General features: G+C 68.4%; 14 protein-coding genes and 3 pseudogenes. 6 read left to right on the top strand and 11 right to left on the bottom strand.

The genetic code is table 11. The annotated features are described in order from the left end of the window. Nucleotides 1–40: 40 nt before the first annotated feature. Nucleotides 41–784, bottom strand: a pseudogene (locus tag Bsp3421_RS02390) (tyrosine-type recombinase/integrase); the annotation flags it as partial. A 270-nt stretch (nucleotides 785–1,054) separates the two neighbouring features. Between Bsp3421_RS02390 and Bsp3421_RS02385 the strand changes: the two are divergent. Continuing rightward, nucleotides 1,055–1,330: a YlcI/YnfO family protein gene (locus Bsp3421_RS02385; protein ID WP_252987571.1), complete on the top strand. Its 276-nt coding sequence runs from the start codon at nucleotides 1,055–1,057 to the stop codon at nucleotides 1,328–1,330. After that, entirely contained in the window at nucleotides 1,327–1,626 is a 300-nt protein-coding gene (locus Bsp3421_RS02380; protein WP_273995181.1) for a type II toxin-antitoxin system RelE/ParE family toxin, read from the top strand. The genes Bsp3421_RS02385 and Bsp3421_RS02380 overlap by 4 nt, the downstream gene beginning before the upstream one ends. A gap of 62 nt (nucleotides 1,627–1,688) precedes the next feature. Here the strand turns inward: Bsp3421_RS02380 and Bsp3421_RS02375 are convergent, their stop codons facing one another. Then, complete coding sequence (locus Bsp3421_RS02375; protein ID WP_273995179.1) at nucleotides 1,689–3,623, bottom strand: sensor histidine kinase; 1,935 nt, start codon at nucleotides 3,621–3,623, stop codon at nucleotides 1,689–1,691. After that, nucleotides 3,623–4,405, bottom strand: coding sequence for a response regulator transcription factor (locus Bsp3421_RS02370; RefSeq protein WP_273995178.1), 783 nt, complete (start codon nucleotides 4,403–4,405; stop codon nucleotides 3,623–3,625). Before Bsp3421_RS02370 ends, Bsp3421_RS02375 begins: the two co-directional genes overlap by 1 nt. A 442-nt stretch (nucleotides 4,406–4,847) precedes the next feature. Here Bsp3421_RS02370 and Bsp3421_RS02365 point away from each other — a divergent pair, with 442 nt between their 5' ends. After that, a complete protein-coding gene (locus Bsp3421_RS02365; RefSeq protein ID WP_273995665.1) occupies nucleotides 4,848–5,159 on the top strand; it encodes a hypothetical protein in 312 nt (103 codons plus the stop codon). A 66-nt stretch (nucleotides 5,160–5,225) separates the two neighbouring features. On the opposite strand, the pseudogene Bsp3421_RS02360 reads toward Bsp3421_RS02365, so the two are convergent. Both Bsp3421_RS02360 and Bsp3421_RS02355 read right to left on the bottom strand, forming a co-directional pair. Beyond that, nucleotides 5,226–5,378 (bottom strand): annotated as a pseudogene (locus tag Bsp3421_RS02360) (type II toxin-antitoxin system RelE/ParE family toxin); the annotation flags it as partial. Nucleotides 5,379–5,478: 100 nt separating this feature from the next. Next, complete coding sequence (locus Bsp3421_RS02355) at nucleotides 5,479–6,369, bottom strand: LysR family transcriptional regulator (RefSeq protein ID WP_273995176.1); 891 nt, start codon at nucleotides 6,367–6,369, stop codon at nucleotides 5,479–5,481. Nucleotides 6,370–6,489: 120 nt separating this feature from the next. Here Bsp3421_RS02355 and Bsp3421_RS02350 point away from each other — a divergent pair, with 120 nt between their 5' ends. Both Bsp3421_RS02350 and Bsp3421_RS02345 read left to right on the top strand, forming a co-directional pair. Further along, the gene (locus Bsp3421_RS02350) at nucleotides 6,490–7,920 is read left to right on the top strand and encodes an aldehyde dehydrogenase family protein (RefSeq protein WP_273995175.1); all 1,431 of its coding nucleotides are present in this window, start codon (nucleotides 6,490–6,492) and stop codon (nucleotides 7,918–7,920) included. Between the two features lie 907 nt (nucleotides 7,921–8,827). Next, nucleotides 8,828–10,900 (top strand): reprolysin-like metallopeptidase, encoded by a 2,073-nt coding sequence (locus Bsp3421_RS02345; protein ID WP_273995174.1) that lies wholly within the window; start codon nucleotides 8,828–8,830, stop codon nucleotides 10,898–10,900. A gap of 183 nt (nucleotides 10,901–11,083) precedes the next feature. Here Bsp3421_RS02345 and Bsp3421_RS02340 read toward each other — a convergent pair. From Bsp3421_RS02340 to Bsp3421_RS02330, 4 genes and pseudogenes are all read right to left on the bottom strand, one after another. Further along, nucleotides 11,084–11,275, bottom strand: a pseudogene (locus tag Bsp3421_RS02340) (ABC transporter permease); the annotation flags it as partial. Nucleotides 11,276–11,466: 191 nt separating this feature from the next. Further along, a complete protein-coding gene (locus tag Bsp3421_RS02335; RefSeq protein ID WP_273995172.1) occupies nucleotides 11,467–11,790 on the bottom strand; it encodes a DNA-binding protein in 324 nt (107 codons plus the stop codon). A gap of 521 nt (nucleotides 11,791–12,311) precedes the next feature. Then, complete coding sequence (locus tag Bsp3421_RS33930; protein WP_337995244.1) at nucleotides 12,312–12,545, bottom strand: hypothetical protein; 234 nt, start codon at nucleotides 12,543–12,545, stop codon at nucleotides 12,312–12,314. A gap of 51 nt (nucleotides 12,546–12,596) precedes the next feature. After that, nucleotides 12,597–13,598, bottom strand: a complete 1,002-nt coding sequence (locus Bsp3421_RS02330) for a TonB-dependent receptor (protein WP_337995243.1) — start codon at nucleotides 13,596–13,598, stop codon at nucleotides 12,597–12,599. Nucleotides 13,599–13,880: 282 nt separating this feature from the next. On the opposite strand from Bsp3421_RS02330, the gene Bsp3421_RS02325 reads away from it, so the two are divergent. Further along, nucleotides 13,881–15,965, top strand: coding sequence for a putative bifunctional diguanylate cyclase/phosphodiesterase (locus Bsp3421_RS02325; protein WP_273995171.1), 2,085 nt, complete (start codon nucleotides 13,881–13,883; stop codon nucleotides 15,963–15,965). 159 nt (nucleotides 15,966–16,124) lie between these two features. Here the strand turns inward: Bsp3421_RS02325 and Bsp3421_RS02320 are convergent, their stop codons facing one another. Together Bsp3421_RS02320 and Bsp3421_RS02315 are read right to left on the bottom strand one after the other, a co-directional pair. Continuing rightward, entirely contained in the window at nucleotides 16,125–17,408 is a 1,284-nt protein-coding gene (locus Bsp3421_RS02320; protein WP_273995170.1) for an MFS transporter, read from the bottom strand. Between the two features lie 15 nt (nucleotides 17,409–17,423). After that, nucleotides 17,424–19,031: an MBL fold metallo-hydrolase gene (locus Bsp3421_RS02315; RefSeq protein WP_273995169.1), complete on the bottom strand. Its 1,608-nt coding sequence runs from the start codon at nucleotides 19,029–19,031 to the stop codon at nucleotides 17,424–17,426. Between the last annotated feature and the right edge of the window lie 15 nt (nucleotides 19,032–19,046).

The raw sequence follows: 19,046 nt of genomic DNA, 5'->3' as shown, positions 1-19,046 counted from the left end.
TGGCCGCCGGCCCGAGCGTCGCGATGAGACGCTGGATGGTGCGCGGGCTGGTCAGGCCGAGCGCCGCGCCGACCGCATCGCCGGGTTCGCCGGCTTGCAGCGCGCGGCGCGCGCAGGTGTTGCGCAGCACGCGCGGGCTCATGTCCGGCAGACGGATGTCGAGCGCGCCCAGCGCGTCGCGGACGATCAGGCCGAGGGTGGCGTCGTTCATCGCGCCGCCGCGGGGCGCGGGGAACAGTCGCGCCGTCGCATCGGCCGCCGTGCTCGCCAGCCATTGACGCAAGGCCGGCAGCGCGAACGCCGCGAGCGCGACCTGACGCGCGGGCCGTGCGCCATGCGCGGGGATCTCGATGTACGGCGCGGGACCCGCCGGCACGAGGTGCGCGCGCCGCGCGACGCGCAATTCGTGGGCGGTGATGCCGGTCGCGAGCAGCAGCGCGGTGATCGCGCGGTTGCGTAGCGCGCGCGGCGCCAGCGCATCGAGTTCGCCGACGTGCTGCTGCAAACGCCGGTCGTCGTCGCTGGACAGGAACAGCGGATCGGGCTCCGAATCGGGCCAGCATGCGGCGAGCAGGTACGGCGCGACCGGATTGGCGTCGCGCACGTCCGTCTCGACCAGATGGCGGCACAGGCGGTCGAGCAGCTTCAGATAACGCAGGCGGGTGGTGGTGCCTGGCGCGCAGCGCGGCGCGAGGCTGTCGAAGAAGGCGTCGAGATGCACGGCCCCGAAGGTCGCGAGCGAGACGCGCTGCGCGCCGAGATGCCGATGGAAGTGCTCGAACATCGCCCGGTGCTGGATCACCGAGCGCGCGGCGAACGGCCGTCGGTGCGCGCCGACGGCGGCGGTTTCCTGCCAGCGCTGGTAGGCGTCGAGGGGCGTATGGAGCCAGGCATGTCGATCGGGCATCGCTACTTTATATACTGATTTCACGATGACGCAACCGAAACGCGAATCTTCGATTCGCGCGACCTTCCATGCCGGCAGGCGGCGCGTTGCTCGGGCCCGCCGCTTTCGTGCTAAGATGCATCACATTTGTAATGCACGAGGTGCGTGATGAAGACTGCCACCATGCCGGCGCTGCGTGTCGATCCGGAACTGCGCCAGGCGGCCGAAGCCGAACTGGCCGAGCATGAAACGCTGTCCGCGTTCATGGAAGAGGCGTTGCGCGATGGCATCGCGCGGCGTCGCCTGCAGCGCGAATTCGTGGCCCGCGGGCTGGCGGCGCGCGAGGAAGCGCGCCGCACGGGCGTCTACCATGACGCCGACGACGTGCACGACGAACTCGACGCGATGTTGCAGGCCGCCCGCGCCGCGAAGGCGGCCGGTTGAGCTATCGCGTCCGCTATACCCGCGCGGCGCGCGAGGACCTGGTCCGCTTGTACCGCTTCTGGCTCGACGAGGATCTCGACACCGGGGAACGGGCGCTCGCGACCATCCGCCAGAGCCTGACGATCCTGCAGACCTTTCCCTTCACCTGCCGCAAGGTCGATGCGCGCAATCCGTTCCTGCGCGAGTTGATCGTCTCGTTCGGCGCGTCGGGCTACGTCGCGCTGTTCGAGATCGAGGATGACCGGCAGGTCACGATCCTCGCGATCCGTCATCAGCGCGAAGACGATTACCACTAAACCCCCGAGTCACGGAATCGCTCACCGAGGCGGTCTCACCGAGGCAGGTCGCGGCGGCGCGTTCAGGCCGCCGGCACGCGCACGCTCATCGTCGTGCCGGCGCCCGGCGCGCTGCGCACGCTGAGCGTGCCGCCGTGCGCCTCGATGATCTTGCGGGCGAGCAGGAAGCCGAGCCCCGTGCCGGCGCTCGCCGTCGCATGCGCGCGGAAGTACGGCGTGCCGAGCCGGGCCAGCTCGGCCTCGTTCATGCCGACGCCCTGGTCGATGATGTCGATCACGCACGCGTGCGCGTCGCGCGTCGCGGTGACGGCCACGGGATGATGCTCGGGCGAGTAGCGCAGGCCGTTGACGACGAGATTGCCGATCGCGAGGCCGAACAGGGTCGGGTCCACGCGGCACGCGGTGTCGGGCGGTTCGATCCGGCAGCGGATGCGCGCGAGCGCGCGGCCGTCGTCGAGCGCGTCGAGCGTGTGGTGCAGGAACGCCTGCAGCCCGACCGGTTCGCGCGACAGGGCCGCCATCCGATAATCGAGCGCCTCCGAGACGAGGAACTTGTCCACCAGCGCGAACAGGCCGTCGGCCCGCGTGCGGATCTGGGCGAGGCGCTCGCGATCGGGGTCCGCGAGCGGCGCGAGCTTGAGGCCGAGCCACTGCGCCGCGCGCGAGATCGCGGCGAGCGGCGTGCGGAATTCGTGCGACAGCATCGCAACCAGTTGCCGTTGTTCGCCCGCGCGTTGCGCGGCGGCGAGCGCCGCCTGTTCGGCGCGCAGCTTGTCGTGCTGGATCTGCTTGACGCGCCAGGCAAGCGCGAGATTGAGCAGCAGCACGTGCACGAGCGAGCCGACCTGATAGCCGTTGAGGGTGATCCAGTTGAGCGGCACCGCCCCGACCGCCATGCCCGCCTGCAGGCCCGCGCTCAGCATGGCGCAGATGAACGCGAGGAAGTACAGGTACAGCAGCGGCTGCCGGGGTTCGCGCGCGATGCGCCACAGCACGATGCCCGGCAGCACCGCGAGCGTGAGCAGCGCCGCGGAACCGTTCGAGACATTGGCGAAGACCCGATAGGCCGGTGACACGACGCTGAACATGCCGGGAATCAGCAGGCCGGCCCAGACCATCATCGTGCGGTGCACGCGGGGCATGTGGCGGCCCAGGTCGAGGAAGCGGTCCCACATCAGGATCGCGGTCAGGGTGCCGGTCATCGAGCCGAGCCCCGTCAGCGCGACCAGCCAGCGCGGATCGTCGGGCGCGAACACGACGGCCGCATAGCCGTTCAGCGTCAGGTACGACACGAACAGCGTGACCACGTACATGGCGTAGGCGAGCAGCGACGCGTCGCGCAGCCAGCTGCCCAGCAACGCATACATGACGATCGACAGCAGCAGCATGCCGAAGTAGCCGCCGTAGGCGAAATTGCCGCGCGTTTCCTTGCCGATGAATGCGTCGGGATCCCACACCTCGCCGAAGAACGACAGCGTGCTGATCGAGGCGACGCGCACGTAGAGCGTGCGCGGCTGCGTGTCCGGCAGATGCAGCCGCAGCGTGTGCAGGCGGGTCGGCAGCGGCCGTTGCGCATAGGGCACCGTGCGTCCCAGCCGGACTTCGCTGAAGCCGCCCGCCGCTTGCGGCAGATAGACGCGGACGTCGTCGAGGTAGGCCTGCCCGAGTTCCAGGACCCAATCCGCGCGCGCCTGCGCCGTGCGCGCGACGGTGACGCGATACCACTGGGCGGCGGCGCTGTAGCCGCCGGTGCTGAAGCCGGGCAGTGGCGCGAAGGCGGCCGTGCGGGCGATCTCGTCCACGCCGAGGCGGCCGTCCGGATCGATGTGGCGCGCGAGGTGGCCGGCGAGCGTGGCCTGTCTGGTGTCGGCCGTGAGCACGAGCGGCGGCGCGACGGCCGCGGCGCGGCACGCCGCGGCCGGGAGCAGCAGGCACAGCGCGAGCCATCCGACGCACTGCGCGAGCGATCGGACGGCGCGTGAGCGCGCGCCGCGCATCACGCCGGTCCCGGCATCGGGACCACGCTGCCCGGCGCCGCGAACAGGTAGCCGAGCCCGTAGCTCGGCCGGATCGGGAATTCGAGCCCGGCCGCGTGGCGGACCTTGCCGCGCAGGCGGCGCACGCAGTTGTCGAGGTTGCGCAGGCTGGACAGGGTTTCCTGCTTGCCCATGCTCGCGAGGAGATCGCTGCGCTCGACCGGCGTGCCCGCGCGCTCGAACAGCGGCCGCAGGAAGGCCGCTTCCGCCGGCGTGATCGCGATGCGCGTGCCGGCCGGCGTGGTGAGCAGGCAGACGTGCGGCGTCAGCGTCCAGTGGTCGGCCGCGGGCGCGGCGGCTACCGGTGCGCCGGCCGCCGGTGCGCCGGCCGCCGGATCGCCGGCCGCCGGTGCGTGCATCGCGTCGCGCCGCCGCAGCACGGCGCGGCAGGTCGCCTCGATCACGTCGAGCGAGGCGTTCTTGGCAAGATAGGCGTCGGCGCCGGCCGTGAGGCTGTCGACCTGGGTGTGCGTCGAGTCGAGGCTCGTCAGCATCACGATGCCGATGTCGGGTCGGGTGCGATGCAGCCAGCGCGCCGTCTCCACGCCGTCCGCGCCGGGCAGCAGCACGTCGAGCACGACGAGATCGAGGCGCGCGGTCGTCACGCCGAGTTGTAATGCTTCGGCGCTATGGTAGCCGCGCGCGTCGAAACCCCGGCTGCACAGGAAATCCACCAGGTCGTCGCACAGTCCCACGTCGTCTTCCACGACGGCAAGGCCGGGCGCATGGATGCGGCTCGTCAAGATCGACTCCTGGAGAGGTGGTGGAAGGGGGGCGAAATGTAGCAAGATCCGGCCGGCTCGTGGGGAAAAGCCGCTGCGGCGAAGCCGCGGGCGCACCGGTCGAGCGGCGGGGCGCGGCGCGGCCGCGACGGGGCACGATACGGCGCCCGGCGCGCGAACGCGCCGCCGCAATCCGCGCCCGGGCGAGCGCCGGCTGGCCGACGACAGGCCCGTTGCCCAAGGCGGGCCGAGCAGGATGACACCTCTCGCGCAGCGTCATACGATGTCCTTCGCCCCCATAGCGACCCGTCTCGGCGGGCCGTTCGCCGTCGGCGGTGGTGGCCGACAGAATTGGACAGAATTTAGCAAAAAAAGAAGCTCGCGGATCGCGATTGTTGACGTTAATTTATGCGGCCGTTGTGAACGACCAAGGATACAGATGACGCGGACAGGACGATGGGCAGTGACGCTGACGACGCTCGCGCTGAGCATGGCGCTGAGCGCGTGCGACGGCGGAGAGGGCGTGCGCGCCGCGACCGCGTCGCGGGCGGCGGACGCGCCGTCGCCGTCGTCGTCGCGCCGTCTCGCGCCGTGGGATGCGCGTGCGCCCGTCTGGCCCGACGAGCACTGCCGCCGCTGCACGGTCGCGGCGGCGATCCGGTCGCGCTATGCGCCGGCGGCGGGCGCCGCTGCGCCGGGCGTGAGGCCCATGCGCTCGCCGCTGCCCGGGGGGCGCGCCGGCGTGTTGCGCGCGCAGGCGCAGTGGGAGACATGATCGGGTACGCGTCCGAGCTTGGGCGCGATGGGTGGCGTGAGCGCGTCCCACGGGGCAGGCCGACGATAAATGCCGGTCGACATCCATGCGCTGGTGCAACACCCGGATCACGTCCAGCGAGTGCGCCGTTTCACGATGGAACACCCGATGCGAACCGACCGGGTAGCGCCGATAGCGCGCCGGGATTACAGCGAGAGCCGGCCTCACGCTGTTCTCGAAGCGTCGGCGCCAGCGGAATTCGCCCGGCAACCGGGGATTTCGGTGGGGCCGGCTGGCGCTGAAACGCCGCAAAACTCACCCTGGATCAGATCCAGGATTCCTAAAGCGGATCAGCCAGGCGCAATTCGTGAATCAGGCCGATGAGCGCACGCAGGCGCGCTGGCACGAAGCGATGTCCCGAGTAGTACAGCCTCAGTCCGCCGAACGACGGACACCACGGAACCAGCAAGGGCACCAGCGCGCCGGTCGTCAACTCTTCCTCGATCAACCATTCGGAGAGGAAGCCGACACCCAGTCCCAGTAGTACGGACTGCTTGATGGCCGACAGCTCGTTGAGCGCGAAGCGCACGGGTAAATCCATCTGCAGTTTCTGGCCGCTCTTCTCCAGTTCCCAGCGGTAGATGCCGCCGTGCGACATGTGCATGCCGATGCTCTGGTGCTGGAGCAGGTCGCGCGGGTGCATCGGGATGCCGTGGCGATCGAGGTAGTCGGGCGTGGCGACGACCAGCATGCGGAGGTCGCGCGACAGCGGCACGGCGATCATGTCCTGCGGAACTGACTCGGCCAGACGAATGCCGGCGTCGAAGCCATCGGCCACGATGTCGATCATGCGTGATTCGCTCACGATGTCGATGCGTATCCCGGGATAGCGCTGCGCGTACGCCAGGAAAAGCGGCTCCAGCAGCAGGGTGGCCGCACCCTGCGGGGCGTTGATGCGCAACGTGCCGCTGGGCACATCCGGGCCGGTGCCGGCTTCTTCCCCCGCGCTCTGGATTTCGGCGAGCGCCGGCGCAATACGCTCCACATAGCGCTGCCCCGCGTCGGTGAGGGCCACGCTGCGCGTCGAGCGGTTGAAGAGGCGCACCTTCAGGCGCGCCTCCAGCCCGGCCACGGCGCTGCTGACGGCGGTGGTGGACATGCCCAGCGCTTGCGCCGCGCCTCGAAAGCTGCGGCGACGCGCGACGGCCAGCACCGCTTCCAGTTCGGTCATGCCGGTTCGGTGCATGGATTGTCCTGATTTTCCGGATACATCATCAACAATAAGGCGTCTTTTCAGAACAGTAACACTTTCCTAGACTGCGTTGCATTCCCCCTCTCGAAGAGATCCGCCATGCAACGTGTTGAGCACCTCTACATCAACGGCGAATTCGTCAAGCCGCACGGCCAGGAATGGTTCGACCTGCACAACCCGAGCACCGAGGAAGTCATCGGCCAGGTGCGGCTGGGCGACGCGCAGGACGCGCAGCGCGCCATCGCGGCGGCCCAGGCCGCCTTTCCCGCCTGGTCGCGCACCACGCGCGAAGCGCGCATCGCAGCCTTGCGGCGCATGCACCGGGCCGTGGCGGCACGCGAAGAGGAACTGATGGAAGTCATCCTGATGGAATACGGCGCGCCGACGACGCGCGGGCGCTGGATGGCAACCTATCCGGCCGCGGTCATCTCCGAGGCCATCGACGCACTGGCGTCCTTCGCGTTCGAGGAGCAGGCCGGCGAAGCCACGGTGATCCATACGCCCGTGGGCGTCGCGGGCCTGATCACGCCCTGGAACAGCAATGCGGGCTTCATCTGCAACAAGCTGGCCACCGCGCTGGCGGCGGGCTGCACCGCCGTCATCAAACCCAGCGAGATGAGCGCCTTGCAGACGCAGGTCGTGGCCGAGGCCTTGCACGAAGCGGGCCTGCCCCCGGGCGTTTTCAACATCGTTAATGGCCGTGGCGATGTCGTCGGCGAGGAGATCGCGCGCCACCCCGGCGTGGCCAAGATCTCGTTCACGGGTTCATCCGCGGTGGGGCAGCATCTGGTGGCCGCCGGCGCCGCCACGATGAAGCGCGTGACGCTGGAGTTGGGCGGCAAGTCGCCGACCGTGGTGCTGGACGATGCGGATTTTGCCGCCGCCATGCCGCTGGTGCTGATGGCGGGTTTCATGAACAGCGGCCAGGCTTGCATCGCGGGCACGCGCATCCTCGTGCCGCGCAGCCGCCTGGCCGAGTTCGAGCAGGTCGCAAAGGAGGCGGTCTCGCACGTCCGCTCCGGCGACCCACGCCTGCCCGACACCGACATCGGCCCGATGGTGAGCAAGAAGCAATGGGAACGGGTGCAGCGCTACATTCGCATCGGGCAGGAAGAAGGCGCGACGCTGCTGGCCGGCGGCGAAGGTCGGCCCGAGGGGCTGCACGCCGGATGGTTCGTGAGGCCCACGCTCTTTACCCGAGCCACGAACCAGATGCGCATCGCGCGCGAGGAAATCTTCGGACCCGTGCTGACCATCATCCCCTACGCGGACGACGCCGATGCGATCGCCATGGCCAACGACACGCGTTATGGTTTGAGCGCCCTGGTGCTGGGCACGAACCCCGAACGGTGCGAGTGTGTGGCACGCCAGATCGATGCGGGCCGAGTGCTCGTCAACACCTTGACCCACGAGCCGCGCGCACCCTTCGGCGGTTTCAAGCATTCGGGGCTCGGGCGCGAAATGGGGCGTTGGGGCATGAGTGCGTACTTGGAACCCAAGGCCCTGCTGATGAGCGCGGGCCGAGTTTAGCAAGCAAGCGTTTTGCCCGACGCGCTCGCGGGACATCCGTGCATGTCTCGTGCGGCGCCGCGCTATCGGGCGTCTCTACCGGGTGCCGCGGCTGCCACGCCTGAATTCATCGGCCCCAGTGGCGAAACGCCGGGGCCGATTGACCCTGATCCAAGCGTCGGTCAAGGGTTCAAGGGGTCCAGCGCCTGCGACTATCAATGAAACACGCATCATGCCCGGCGTGTTTTGTAATCTTTTGTCTTCCACGGACCTTCTTATTCCGTTGCAAAAGATTACGAAGTATATTCGGCGATAGATTGCGCCGGTGCCGAACCGGATCGCAATCCAGTGTGCTGCAGGCGTTGACACAGGGCAGATCGATCGGACGGTCTCGATGGGATCAGGCGAATTGCCTTCCCGCGCGGATTGATCTGGACGACTGACTGTCGCGACGGCGACCGTGGACGAGCATGTGTCGAAGAACACAGCTTGTTTATCGACGATCCATAAACAACAGGGCCATCCACCATGACTTTCTTCACATAGCACGCCGTCGTTTCTCCCCGTCAAAAATTACGATTTTCCGCTGAACTCGATCGGCGAGGGAATGCTGTTGCCGTTCGCATGAACGCGAGCGCACATGGCAGTCGCGCATCGAATAGGTCGGCGGAGGGATCTCGCCGTCTATCGAGCCGATGATCGGCTCCGGTATGGATTGCCGTCCAGCAACGGTCACGTCGAGCAAAGCCCGTCCGGGAATCGCTCGGGACGCCGTTTCCGGCGCGGCGGCGCGCGTCTGAGCGTCGCGCACGGGCTGCCGATACGTGCGCGAACGATCTACCGCGCCTGATCAGCCAGGCCGAGCGTCTCCGAAAATCGCCATGCCTTCATCAACGATATCGCTTCAAATAAAATAGGAATCCTCAGCATGAAAAATATTATCTTGACGTGCGCAGTCCTGGCGGCATGGGGCTGTGCGTCGCTCGCCCAGGCGGCCGACACGGCCGGATTCTGGCACGAGGTTCCGGCGTCGGCGTCGGCGTCGGCGGCGCTGGCGGGGCGCGGTGCGACGTCATCGGTGCCGTCCTCCTATCGCGCGGTGACGCTGGACCTGGGTCATCTCAAGACCGAACTGTCGGCGCGCGCCGCGACGACGACGACGCTCGGGCAGGGCAGCGTCCTCGCGCTGCCGCTGCCGGAAGGCGGGATGACTTATTTCACGCTGACCGAGTCGGACGTGCTGCCGCCCGCGCTGGCGAAGCGCTATCCAAGCCTGAAGAGCTACAAGGGCGTGGACGACAAGGGCCGCCGCGCCCGTGTCGACATCACGCCGCAGGGCCTGCAAGCGGCGGTCTATGGCGACAAGGACGGCGTATGGCTGGTGCAGCCGGCCGTGCAATTGTCGGGGCGGGCGAACAAGGCCAGCGACAGCGGCGACGTGTATTGGTCCTTCCGGCGCGCAGCGTTGCCGGGCGTCTCGCCGTTCAATGAGGACGGCTTCGACAAGAATCTGCTCAACGGCGCCCGTGTACAGAAGCGGACGAGCCGAGCAGCGCCCGGCAGCGCGACCGGCGCGCGCGCGGGCGGCAACGTGATGTACGAATACCGCCTGGCGATGGCCGCGACCAGCACCTACACCAAGAGTTTCGGCGGAACGGTCGTCGATGGTCTCGCCGCGGTCGCGACCATGGTCAACCGGATCAACGAAATCTACGAGAACGACCTGGGCGTGCATCTGGCGCTGGTCCCGAGCGAGGACAAGATCATCTACACGGAAACGCGCACCGATCCATACGCGGGATTGTCTCCCGGCACCGACGCGATCAACGACAAGAACGTGAAGAACCTCGCCAAGGTGATCGGCAACAAAAACTTCGACGTCGGTCACGTGGTGGCGGGGGACGGCACCGGCGGCATGGCGTCGATCGCCAGCACCTGCCAGGACGACAGCAAGGCCGCGGGAAGCACCGGCCGTCTCGATCCTGTCGGCGACGCGTTCGCGGTCGACTACGTCGCGCATGAACTCGGCCATTCGTTCGGCTCGTATCACTCGTTCAACGCCAGGCGCAGCACGCCGGAAGAGGATGCGGTCGAACCCGGGGAAGGGTCCACGATCATGGGTTACGCAGGCGTGTATGGCGGCATCATTTCCTATCAACCGCATACCGATCCGTATTTCAACAGCAGCAGCGTCGGCATGATCCACGATTGGATCGCGAGCGCGGGCGGCAGCTGTGCGAAACGCACGCTCAACAAGAGCGGCGCGCCGTGGCTCGATCCGGAATCGCTGGTGCCGCCGGACGCGTTCACGACGGGGCGCGCGCATTATTCGGTGCCGGCGCGGACGCCATTCACGTTGAAGGCGAAGGCCGCCAAGGGCAGCGGCGCCAGCGTCCTGACCTATACCTGGGAGCAGTTCGATTTCGGCCCCGAGCAATTTGGCGAGCTGAAGGACGACGGCCAGGGACCGATCTTCCGTTCGTTCAAGCCGCACGCCGAACCCGAGCAGACTTTCCCGCACCTCGCGGCCGTGCTGGGCGACGAGCCGCTCGGCAATGGCGAGGTTTATCCGGTGACCAATCGCAAGCTCAGTTTCCGCGTCACGGTCCGGGACAACGTCGCGATGTCGCAACCGCTCGGTGTGGGACCGAATACCGCCACCGGCAACATGTACCTGAACGTGGTCGATACCGGCGGCGCTTTCGCGGTCACCGCGCCGAGAGCGAAAGTGAAATGGGCGGCCGGCTCCGGTCAGACCATCGCGTGGAACGTGGCGAAGACCGACGCCGCGCCGATCGCTTGCGCGAATGTCCGATTGGATCTTTCGCTCGATGGCGGCTACCGTTATCTGCCCGATCCGCTGCTGGCCAGCGTACCCAACAACGGCGCGGCCAAGGTCACGTTGCCGACGGTCGCGTCGAACAAGGCGCGTGTCCGGGTAAGTTGCACGGACAACGTGTTCTTCGCGGTCACGCCGACGGTTTTCACCATCGCCAAGTAACGCCCATGCAGGGTGACGGGGTTGCGCGCGCGGCGGCGCCCCGCCAATGTTTCGCCGCGTTCGACGGACCGGGCCGATGGCCCGAGCGCGGTCCGTGCGCCGTAGCATGGGCGTTCGACGCGCGCATCGAGCCGGGCGCCGGAGCGGTTCCCGGCGCGCATGAGGCGCCGCCGAGGCGTCGCCCGCATGCGCGGCGCGGGTGGCGTCGCGCCAACCCGGAAAGCGCGGTTCGAACGCGCACATCAGTCCGTCGTTCAGCTTGCCGAGCGCGGCGAGCAGCAGAAGCGCGCCGAACACCAGATCGGGGCGGCCGGTTTCCCGTCTGTCGCTCAGCGGGAAGCCGAGGCCGTGCGCCGCGGCGAGGCAGCGGCGGGCCGGACGGCCGCTGCGTGGGCGGCGATCGGGGCAGGGGCGAAGGATGGGCATCGCCGCGCGGTCGCCGCTTGCGGCGCAGCGGCCTGCAAGGGCGCGACGGCCGCGCCGTCGGCATGGCGTCCGCGATGCATGCAGGCGCAACGGCGAACGGCGCGCGCGTCGGGTCGCTGCGCGAGCGCGTCGCGCGCGGCTCAGTCCGGGTAGGCCGGATCGATGCTGAAGTTGGCCAGCTTGAGTATCGTCCGCAAGGTTCTCGGATTGATCTCCCGCCGCGCGGCCAGCGACGACAGGATGAAATCGAGCACCTTGGCGTACTTGAGCAGCGCAAGCCAGTTGTCGAAGCTCGCCGTGTCGGCTCGCATCTGTTCCGCGATGCGCAGCATTTCCGACGACAGCGCGCGGGCCGTATCGAGTTCGATCTGTTGCTTCTCATTCCAGCTGGCCTGAGGCTGCTCGAGCAGCTTTGCCAGGAAGGCCTGGAATCGTGCGTCGGACTGGTTCGGGAGCGCGTCCATGGTTGCTCCGTTGGTCGGTTGGGCCAGGCATCGCGCCGGCGACGCCTGAGGGTTCGAATCGGCCCGTCGATCATGCCGGCGGGTCTCCGCCTCTAGCGCCGCAAAAACCGTACCCGCGAGCCGGGCGCGGGGCCGAGCGCGGCCTCGATCGGGCGCTCAGGCCCGCCGGGCGGTGCGTGTTCGAAGGAGGGCGCGGCCCGGTCGCGCGCGGCCCGAAGCCCGGCGCGCGCAAACCGCAGCAAAAGCGTTCATGGATGTAACGTGACAAAGGCGGGCGGGGCGGAACACGACCGGGGGGGCGAGGTGTGGCAAGCGCATTCCGCGCCCCCGCGTCTAGGTATCTGCCCGAGGTAGCGTGAGGCGCGCCGCATACGCCCCGCGCAAGAAACCTCCCCTCGGCGTCGTGGAGGCGGGATCCGCGTTTTCATGCTGCGCGGCGAATCAAAGCGCAAGAAATGACGCCCCCCGCCGCCGCGCGCTCGCGGATTCGCACCGCCCCGCGTGCGCTCGCGTCGACGGCCTCAGAACTTGTAGGTCGTCCCCACCTGCGCGAAGCGCCCGACATCGCTGTAGAGCGAGGTGTCGTCACCCGTCGGCAGCGCCATCCACACCGGATCGAACGGCGGCTTGCGGTTGAACAGGTTGTCGATGCCCGCGTACAGCGTCCAGTGCTTGAAGCCCGTGTAGGTGAGCGTCAGGTTGAACGGGCCGTACGACGCCACGTCGCCCGCCATGCCCCGGTAGGCGTTGGGCACCAGGATCGCCTGCGCGTACGGGCCGACATACGGCCAGCTCAGGCGCGCAGTTCAGCGCCGGTCGTTCCAGTCCAGATTCGTATTGCCCTTCCAGCGCGGCGAACTGCCGCCGAACGGCTGGTTGAGCGCGCCGTTGTTGCCGGCGAAGTCGCGCGTCACGCCGCCGACCGGCATCTTGAAATGCCAGACGTGCGCCCAGTCGCCGGACAGCGTGAAGGTGCCGATGCGGGTCGCGACGGGCTGGCGGAAGGTCGCCTCGAAGCCGTCCGTGTCGAGGTACGACAGGTTCCGATCAGGCCGCAACACATAGGCGATCGAGCCGTTCGCGTTGCGGATCACCGTGGACGGATCGTTCCGGTTGACGACGGCCTGCACGTCGTCCGTGCCGATCACGTTGTCGATGTGGATCTTGTACCAGTCGAAGCCGAAGCCGAAGTCGAAGCCGATGTCGATGTCGATGTCGCGGGTCGGCGACGCCAGGAAGCCCAGGTTGCAGTGCTTCGTGCGTTCCGGCGGCAGGCTGCGCTTGCCGGCGCGGATCTCCTCGACCACGTGGTACGCGCCCGGATTGGCCGGGTCCTGCGCATCGACCACGTCCTGCGGGCCGAAGGTGCGCGACGCGGTGTTCTCGATCAGGGGCGGCGCGCGGAGGCCGCGCGTGTAGGAGCCGTACATCGTCGGCGTGCGCACCGGCTGGAAGCGCGGCGAGAACGCGCCGCCGAAATCGCTGTAGCGGTCGTAGCGGCCCGACTGGCTGAAGGTGAGGCTTTTCAGGAGCGGGACGTCGATCTGGTCGTACACGGCGGCGACATTGCGCTCGCCGTCGACCGGCTGGATCGACGGCGAGATCAGCTGGCCGCCCGCCCAGTCCGCGCTCATGCCGACGTACCGGCTCTGGTGCAGGAACTGCACGCCGAGACCGAGGCCCACGTTGCCCGTGGGCAGCGTGAACAGGTTCGGCGTGTGCCCCGGGCGTGCAACCCGCGTGCATCCGGCCCGCCGGCCGCATGCGCATCCGCGCCGGACCCGGCAACCCGGCATGTCTCCTCGCATCGCTCCCCTGTCCCCTTATTCACGTGACGGCCGCGTGACGCGCTGTCCGCAGCCCGCGCGGCGCTATCCGCGGCGCTATCGTTTACCAGTCCAACCGCCTCAAACGCTTGACGAACGACTCTGCGTCCCCTAGAAAATCCCACAGACCGATATCCCTGTCCCGAACTCGCTAAAGTCGGCCCGAACGCGGCCGATCATACCCAAGGGCGGATCGGGCGCACGGCGAGACTGCATCGCGGCGCACCGAAACGCTTTGATATTGAAATCACAGGAAATTCGTCGATGTTGGTCGGTCACTACAATCCGCAGATCGTTCTGTTTTCTCTATTGGTTGCCATTGCCGCGTCCTATACGGCGCTGGATATGGCCGGCCGCATCTCGACGGCCCAGGGAAGCGCCGCGAAATGGTGGTTGGCCGGCGGCGCATCCGCGATGGGGGCGGGCATCTGGTCGATGCACTTCATCGGAATGCTGGCCTTTTCCCTGCCGATTCCGCTGGGCTACGACCCGGGGATCACGCTGTTGTCGCTGTTGATCGGGATCGCGCTGTCGGCCTTCGCGCTCTGGCTGATCCGGCACGACACCTTGCCGGGCGCGCACCTGTGCGTCGGCGCCCTGCTGATGGGCCTCGGCATCGCCGGCCTGCATTACACCGGCATGGCCGCCATGAAGATGGCGCCGTCGATCCAGTACGCGCCGTCGCTCGTCGCGCTGTCCGTGCTGATCGCCGTGATCGCCTCGGGCGCGGTGCTGTGGATCGCGTTCAGGCTGCGCCACCACTCGTCGCGCGTCTGGCAGCTGCGCCTCGGGGCGGCGGTCGTGATGGGCGGCGCCATCGTCGGCATGCACTACACGGGCATGGCCGCCGCGCGGTTCCCGTACGGCAGCGTGTGCGGCGCCGCGGCCGACGGCCTCGACAACGGCTGGCTGGCGCTCGTCGTCGGCATCCTGACGCTGGCCGTGCTGGGCGTCGCGTTGATCATCTCGGTGCTCGATCTGCGCCTGGAATCGCGCACGCTGGTGCTGGCGACGTCACTCGCCGCCGCCAATGAGAAGCTGACCTACCTCGCCCTGCACGACAACCTGACCAAGCTGCCGAACCGCCTGCTGCTCGAGGATCGCATCGATCAGGCGATCCAGGCGGTGGACCGCAGCGGCAGCATGTGTTCGCTGATGTTCCTGGACCTCGATGGCTTCAAGGCCGTCAACGATGCTTATGGCCACTACGTCGGCGATCAGCTGCTGACCGAGGTCGCCCAGCGGATCCGCGCGCGCGTGCGCGCCAAGGATACGATCGCGCGGGTGGGCGGCGACGAGTTCGTGCTGGTCGCCGAAGTCAGCGATCCGTCGGATGCCGCCACCCTGGCCGGCAACCTGCTCGAGGCGATCCAGCAGCCGTTCCAGGCGGCGAGCCACGAGCTGCGCGTGTCGACCAGCATCGGCATCGCGATGTATCCGGGCGACGGCGCGCACCAGCGCGAGCTGCTCGCGCATGCCGACGCGGCCATGTATCACGCGAAGTCGCTGGGGCGCAATGCGTACTGCTTCTTCGAGGCGTCGATGAACGTCAACGTGCACGAGCAGCTGCAACTGACGCAGGACCTGCGCGCCGCCCTCAAGCGGCACGAGCTGGTGCTGTATTACCAGCCCAAGTTCGATGCGCCCAAGGGGCCGGTCATCGGCGTGGAGGCGCTGGTGCGCTGGGCGCACCCGACGCGCGGGATCATCGGGCCCGACCAGTTCATCCCGCTCGCGGAAAAAGCCGGCCTGATCATTCCGCTCGGCGCGTGGGTGCTGGACGAAGCGTGCCGGCAGATGCGCGCGTGGCACGACGCCGGGTACAGCCACTGGAGCATCGCGGTCAATCTGTCCGCCTCGCAATTCGCCCACGTCCACCTCGTGCAGAGCGTGCGCGAGACGCTCGAACGCCACGGCCTCGCGCCGCATTACCTGATCCTGGAGGTCACGGAATCGACCGCGATGCGCAACGCCGAGGAGAGCGTGCGGATCCTGCATCAGCTGAGCGACATGGGCGTGCGCATCTCGATCGACGACTTCGGCACGGGCTATTCGAGCCTGCTGTATCTCAAGCGCCTGCCGGCCAGCGAACTGAAGATCGACCGCGGCTTCATCCGCGATCTCGAACACGACACCGAGGACGCGGCGATCGTGTCCGCGATCGTGGCCCTGGGCCGCACGCTCAACCTCGAGATCGTCGCCGAGGGCGTGGAGACGTCGGAGCAGCAGCAGTTCCTCACGCAGCTCGGCTGCAACGCCCTGCAAGGCTATCTGCTGGGCCGGCCGATGCCCGCGGACCGGCTGATGGCGTCGGTGGCGCAGATCGAGGTGTCGGGCAGCGCGGCGTGACGGGAAGCGCTGCACCGTCGATGGTTGCGGTGCCCGGGCGCCACCCGGGGCGCGGAGGACGGAACCCCGGCGTGCCGGCCGCAGCCGGCACGGGTCGAACGCTGACGGCGTGCGTCGCCGGGCGTCGCGGCGATGCCGACGCGGCCGGGCGCGCGCCCGTCATGCCTCGCTCGCGTCCTCCGACGGTTCGGCGCGCGGCGCCCAGCTCGCCCGCTTCGACAGTCCGATGCATACCGCCACCAGCAGGACCAGCGCGCCGCTGCCGGCGAACAGCGCGTCGAGACGCGTCTGCGCGAGCCAGCCGCCCACCGCGAGCGACAGCGGCGCGACCCCGGTGGAGGCGAATGCGAGCACGCTCATCACGCGGCCCAGCATGTCCTTCCTCACCACCGCCTGCAGCCACGACAAGGCCCGCACGTTGATATAGCCGCCCGTCACGCCGAGCATGAACGTGACCGCGAGCACCGGCCAGAACGGCAGGCGGATCGCCAGCACCGCCAGCGCCGTCCCGAGCGCAAGGCAGGCCGCGAACACGGTTTCGCGCATGTTCACCACGCGCCGGCTCACGCCGGCGCCGATCATGCCGACGAACGATCCCAGGCCGGCCGCCACGAGCAGCATGCCATAGTCGGTGGATGAGCCGAAACGCTGGTGCGCCAGCGTGACCAGCCCGATCTGGGTTGCCCCGGCGGCGCTGAAATTCACGCAGGTGATGGCGATGATCAGCAAGCGCAACGAGGTTTCCCGTTGCACATACCGCAGGCCGTCGACGATCGCGCGGGCGAGGCCGCGCTCCTGCACGGGCCGGCCCCCCGTGGCGGGCAGCCGCCACAGCACCGGGGCGAGGCAGGCGAAGCTCGCGGCCACCACGCCGAGCGTCGGCGCGGCGCCCCAGCGATCGAGCGCGACGCCGATGAACGCCGCCCCGCCGAGCATGCTGACCTGTGCCGTGGATTGCGTGAGCGCGTTGGCGGCCGGGATCTGCTCGCGCTCCACCAGTTCGGGCAACAGGACCCGGATGGCCGGCGACCCGAACGCATCGGCCATGCCGAAGCAGAACACGAGCGCGTAGAGCGCCGGCAGCGGCAACGCGTGCCGCACGGTCAGCACGGCGAGCGTCGCCACGCACGCGAGCTGGACGAGGCTCGCAACCAGCAGCACGCTGCGCGCGGAGTAGCGGTCGCTGAACGCGCCGCCCACCAGCAGGAGCGCGGCGCGCGGCACCGCCAGCGTCGTCAGCACCGACCCGAGGACCACGCCCGAATGGTTCATCTGCAGCAGGAGCCAGGGCAGGGTGACCATGAAGCAGGTATCGCCGAACTGCGACATCGCGCTGGCGAGCCAGACGTTGCGAAAGCGGGTGCGTTTCAGCAGGGCCTTGATCGAGTGGTCGGGTGCGGCGGCGGTCGCGTCCTGCGCGACCTCGAGCGGGTTGGATTCCATGCAGGTACTCCCCGGTCAGAAAACGAAAGTCTGGCAGCCATGCAGGCGCTCGGCTTCGAGCCCCGCGTCCCGGCATCGTGCCACGAAGCGGTCGGACTCGACGATCTGTTTGCTCTCGGGCGTGTACTCCAGGCCCGCGACGAAGCGCAGCCACGGCTCCTGCCCCATCGCGTAGACATACGCGTGCCGGCAGCCGAACTCCTCGACGATCGACCACGCGTGTTCGCAGTCGGAGCCGGACAGGCGGCGCGAGTCGTCGTCCTTGCGGTTGATCGGCGTGCTGAGGTACGGGCCGTACAGCCAGGTCAGCGGCGCGCCGTCGCATTCCATGCCGATGAACAGCCGGTCGATCTGACCGACATGGCGCGCGATCCGGCGATACAGGATCCGGTCCTTGCAGTCGGAGTCGGCGAGGAACAGCATCCGGCGTCCTTTCAGGTCGAGGCACATGCCGTGCTTGCTCGCGATGCTGAGGTCGGCGTGCTCGCCGTAGAAAGGCAGGCTCGTGAGCCAGCCGCCCGGCAGTTCGATCCGTTCGAGCGGGTCCATCACCCGCACCCGGTGATGGCCGATCGCGCGCAGCGCGAGCTTCATCGACGGGTCGGCGAGATTGTTGACGTTGTTGCGCGGCACGAGGACGGCGCCGATCCGGTTGCGCAGCTGCAGCAGCGCCTCCACGCTGAAGTGGTCCTGGTGGTTGTGCGTGAGGAACACGTAGTCGATATGGTCGGGCAGGTCGTGGAAGGTCAGGCGCGCGTTCGCGTCGTCGTGGTCCCAGGTCACGAACGGATCGATCAGCACGCTGACGTCCGCGCTCTGCACCAGCACGCACGCGTGGCCGAAGTATCGCACCCGCACCGCGTCCTCCGTGTATTCGGGGGCGTCGCGGCGCGGCGGCGTCGCGCTGAAGTAGCTGCGCAGGCGCGTGCGGGCCGCGGGGTCCGCGACGCCGAGCGCCTCGGCGATCGTCTCGAACGGCACCGGCGCGATCCGGCTTTCCGACAGCAGGTCGAAGCGCGTATCGGCGAACGGCGCGGGGATCACGAAGCGCTGTTCGGTGTCGAGGCGCGGCGTGTTGATGAAGAAGTTGCGCGCCTCGTCGCGCGTGCGGCTGAAGGCGATTTCCTGCGCGTCGGCGTGGGCCGGCCCGTCGAGGTAGACGAGATCCTCGACGATGCGCAGCGACGGATGGTTGTTCAGGTCGTAGCCGGCTTCGACGAGCCCGGCCAGCGAGGCGGGCAGGTCGGCGTACAGGTGGTCGAGGCTGAAGCCGCTTTCGTGCTTCTGCAGCCGGCGATCGAGATCGAGCAGGTCCTGCGCGAAGCCGAGCAGGTTCGCGCCGCGTTCCAGGATGTCCTGCAGCAGCGCGCGCACGCTCGCGACGTCGCGCTGGGTCAGTTCGAGGAACGCGCCGCCCAGCATCTTGGGATTGCGCGAGGCCGCCTCGTGCACGCCGGGGTTCGCGATGAAGGACTTGAGCGCCGGCAGCTGCCGGAACGCGAGATTGAGCGCCTGCTGCACCGGCGAGACAAGGTGGCCCCAGGCGTACCAGCGAAACACGAGCGGCTCGATTTTGGTGTCGCTGTCGAGAAAAACGGGCGCGGCCAGATCAGTTGCGTTCATGGATCCTCGGAGGTC

Origin of the sequence: Burkholderia sp. FERM BP-3421 (assembly GCF_028657905.1) — a bacterium.
Lineage (GTDB): Bacteria > Pseudomonadota > Gammaproteobacteria > Burkholderiales > Burkholderiaceae > Burkholderia.
Note: the sequence above shows the minus strand (reverse complement) of the source record. Positions and strands in the feature narration are given on the sequence as shown.

What these genes read in the sequence shown, in the direction of transcription:
- Bsp3421_RS02385 (WP_252987571.1), top strand. Translation starts at nt 1,055, where the DNA reads ATGAAGACTGCCACCATGCCGGCGCTGCGTGTCGATCCGGAACTGCGC.
- Bsp3421_RS02320 (WP_273995170.1), bottom strand. Translation starts at nt 17,408, where the DNA reads ATGGAATCCAACCCGCTCGAGGTCGCGCAGGACGCGACCGCCGCCGCA.
- Bsp3421_RS02315 (WP_273995169.1), bottom strand. Translation starts at nt 19,031, where the DNA reads ATGAACGCAACTGATCTGGCCGCGCCCGTTTTTCTCGACAGCGACACC.
- Bsp3421_RS02330 (WP_337995243.1), bottom strand. Translation starts at nt 13,598, where the DNA reads ATGCGAGGAGACATGCCGGGTTGCCGGGTCCGGCGCGGATGCGCATGC.
- Bsp3421_RS02345 (WP_273995174.1), top strand. Translation starts at nt 8,828, where the DNA reads ATGAAAAATATTATCTTGACGTGCGCAGTCCTGGCGGCATGGGGCTGT.
- Bsp3421_RS02325 (WP_273995171.1), top strand. Translation starts at nt 13,881, where the DNA reads ATGTTGGTCGGTCACTACAATCCGCAGATCGTTCTGTTTTCTCTATTG.
- Bsp3421_RS02355 (WP_273995176.1), bottom strand. Translation starts at nt 6,369, where the DNA reads ATGACCGAACTGGAAGCGGTGCTGGCCGTCGCGCGTCGCCGCAGCTTT.
- Bsp3421_RS02375 (WP_273995179.1), bottom strand. Translation starts at nt 3,623, where the DNA reads ATGCGCGGCGCGCGCTCACGCGCCGTCCGATCGCTCGCGCAGTGCGTC.
- Bsp3421_RS02350 (WP_273995175.1), top strand. Translation starts at nt 6,490, where the DNA reads ATGCAACGTGTTGAGCACCTCTACATCAACGGCGAATTCGTCAAGCCG.
- Bsp3421_RS02335 (WP_273995172.1), bottom strand. Translation starts at nt 11,790, where the DNA reads ATGGACGCGCTCCCGAACCAGTCCGACGCACGATTCCAGGCCTTCCTG.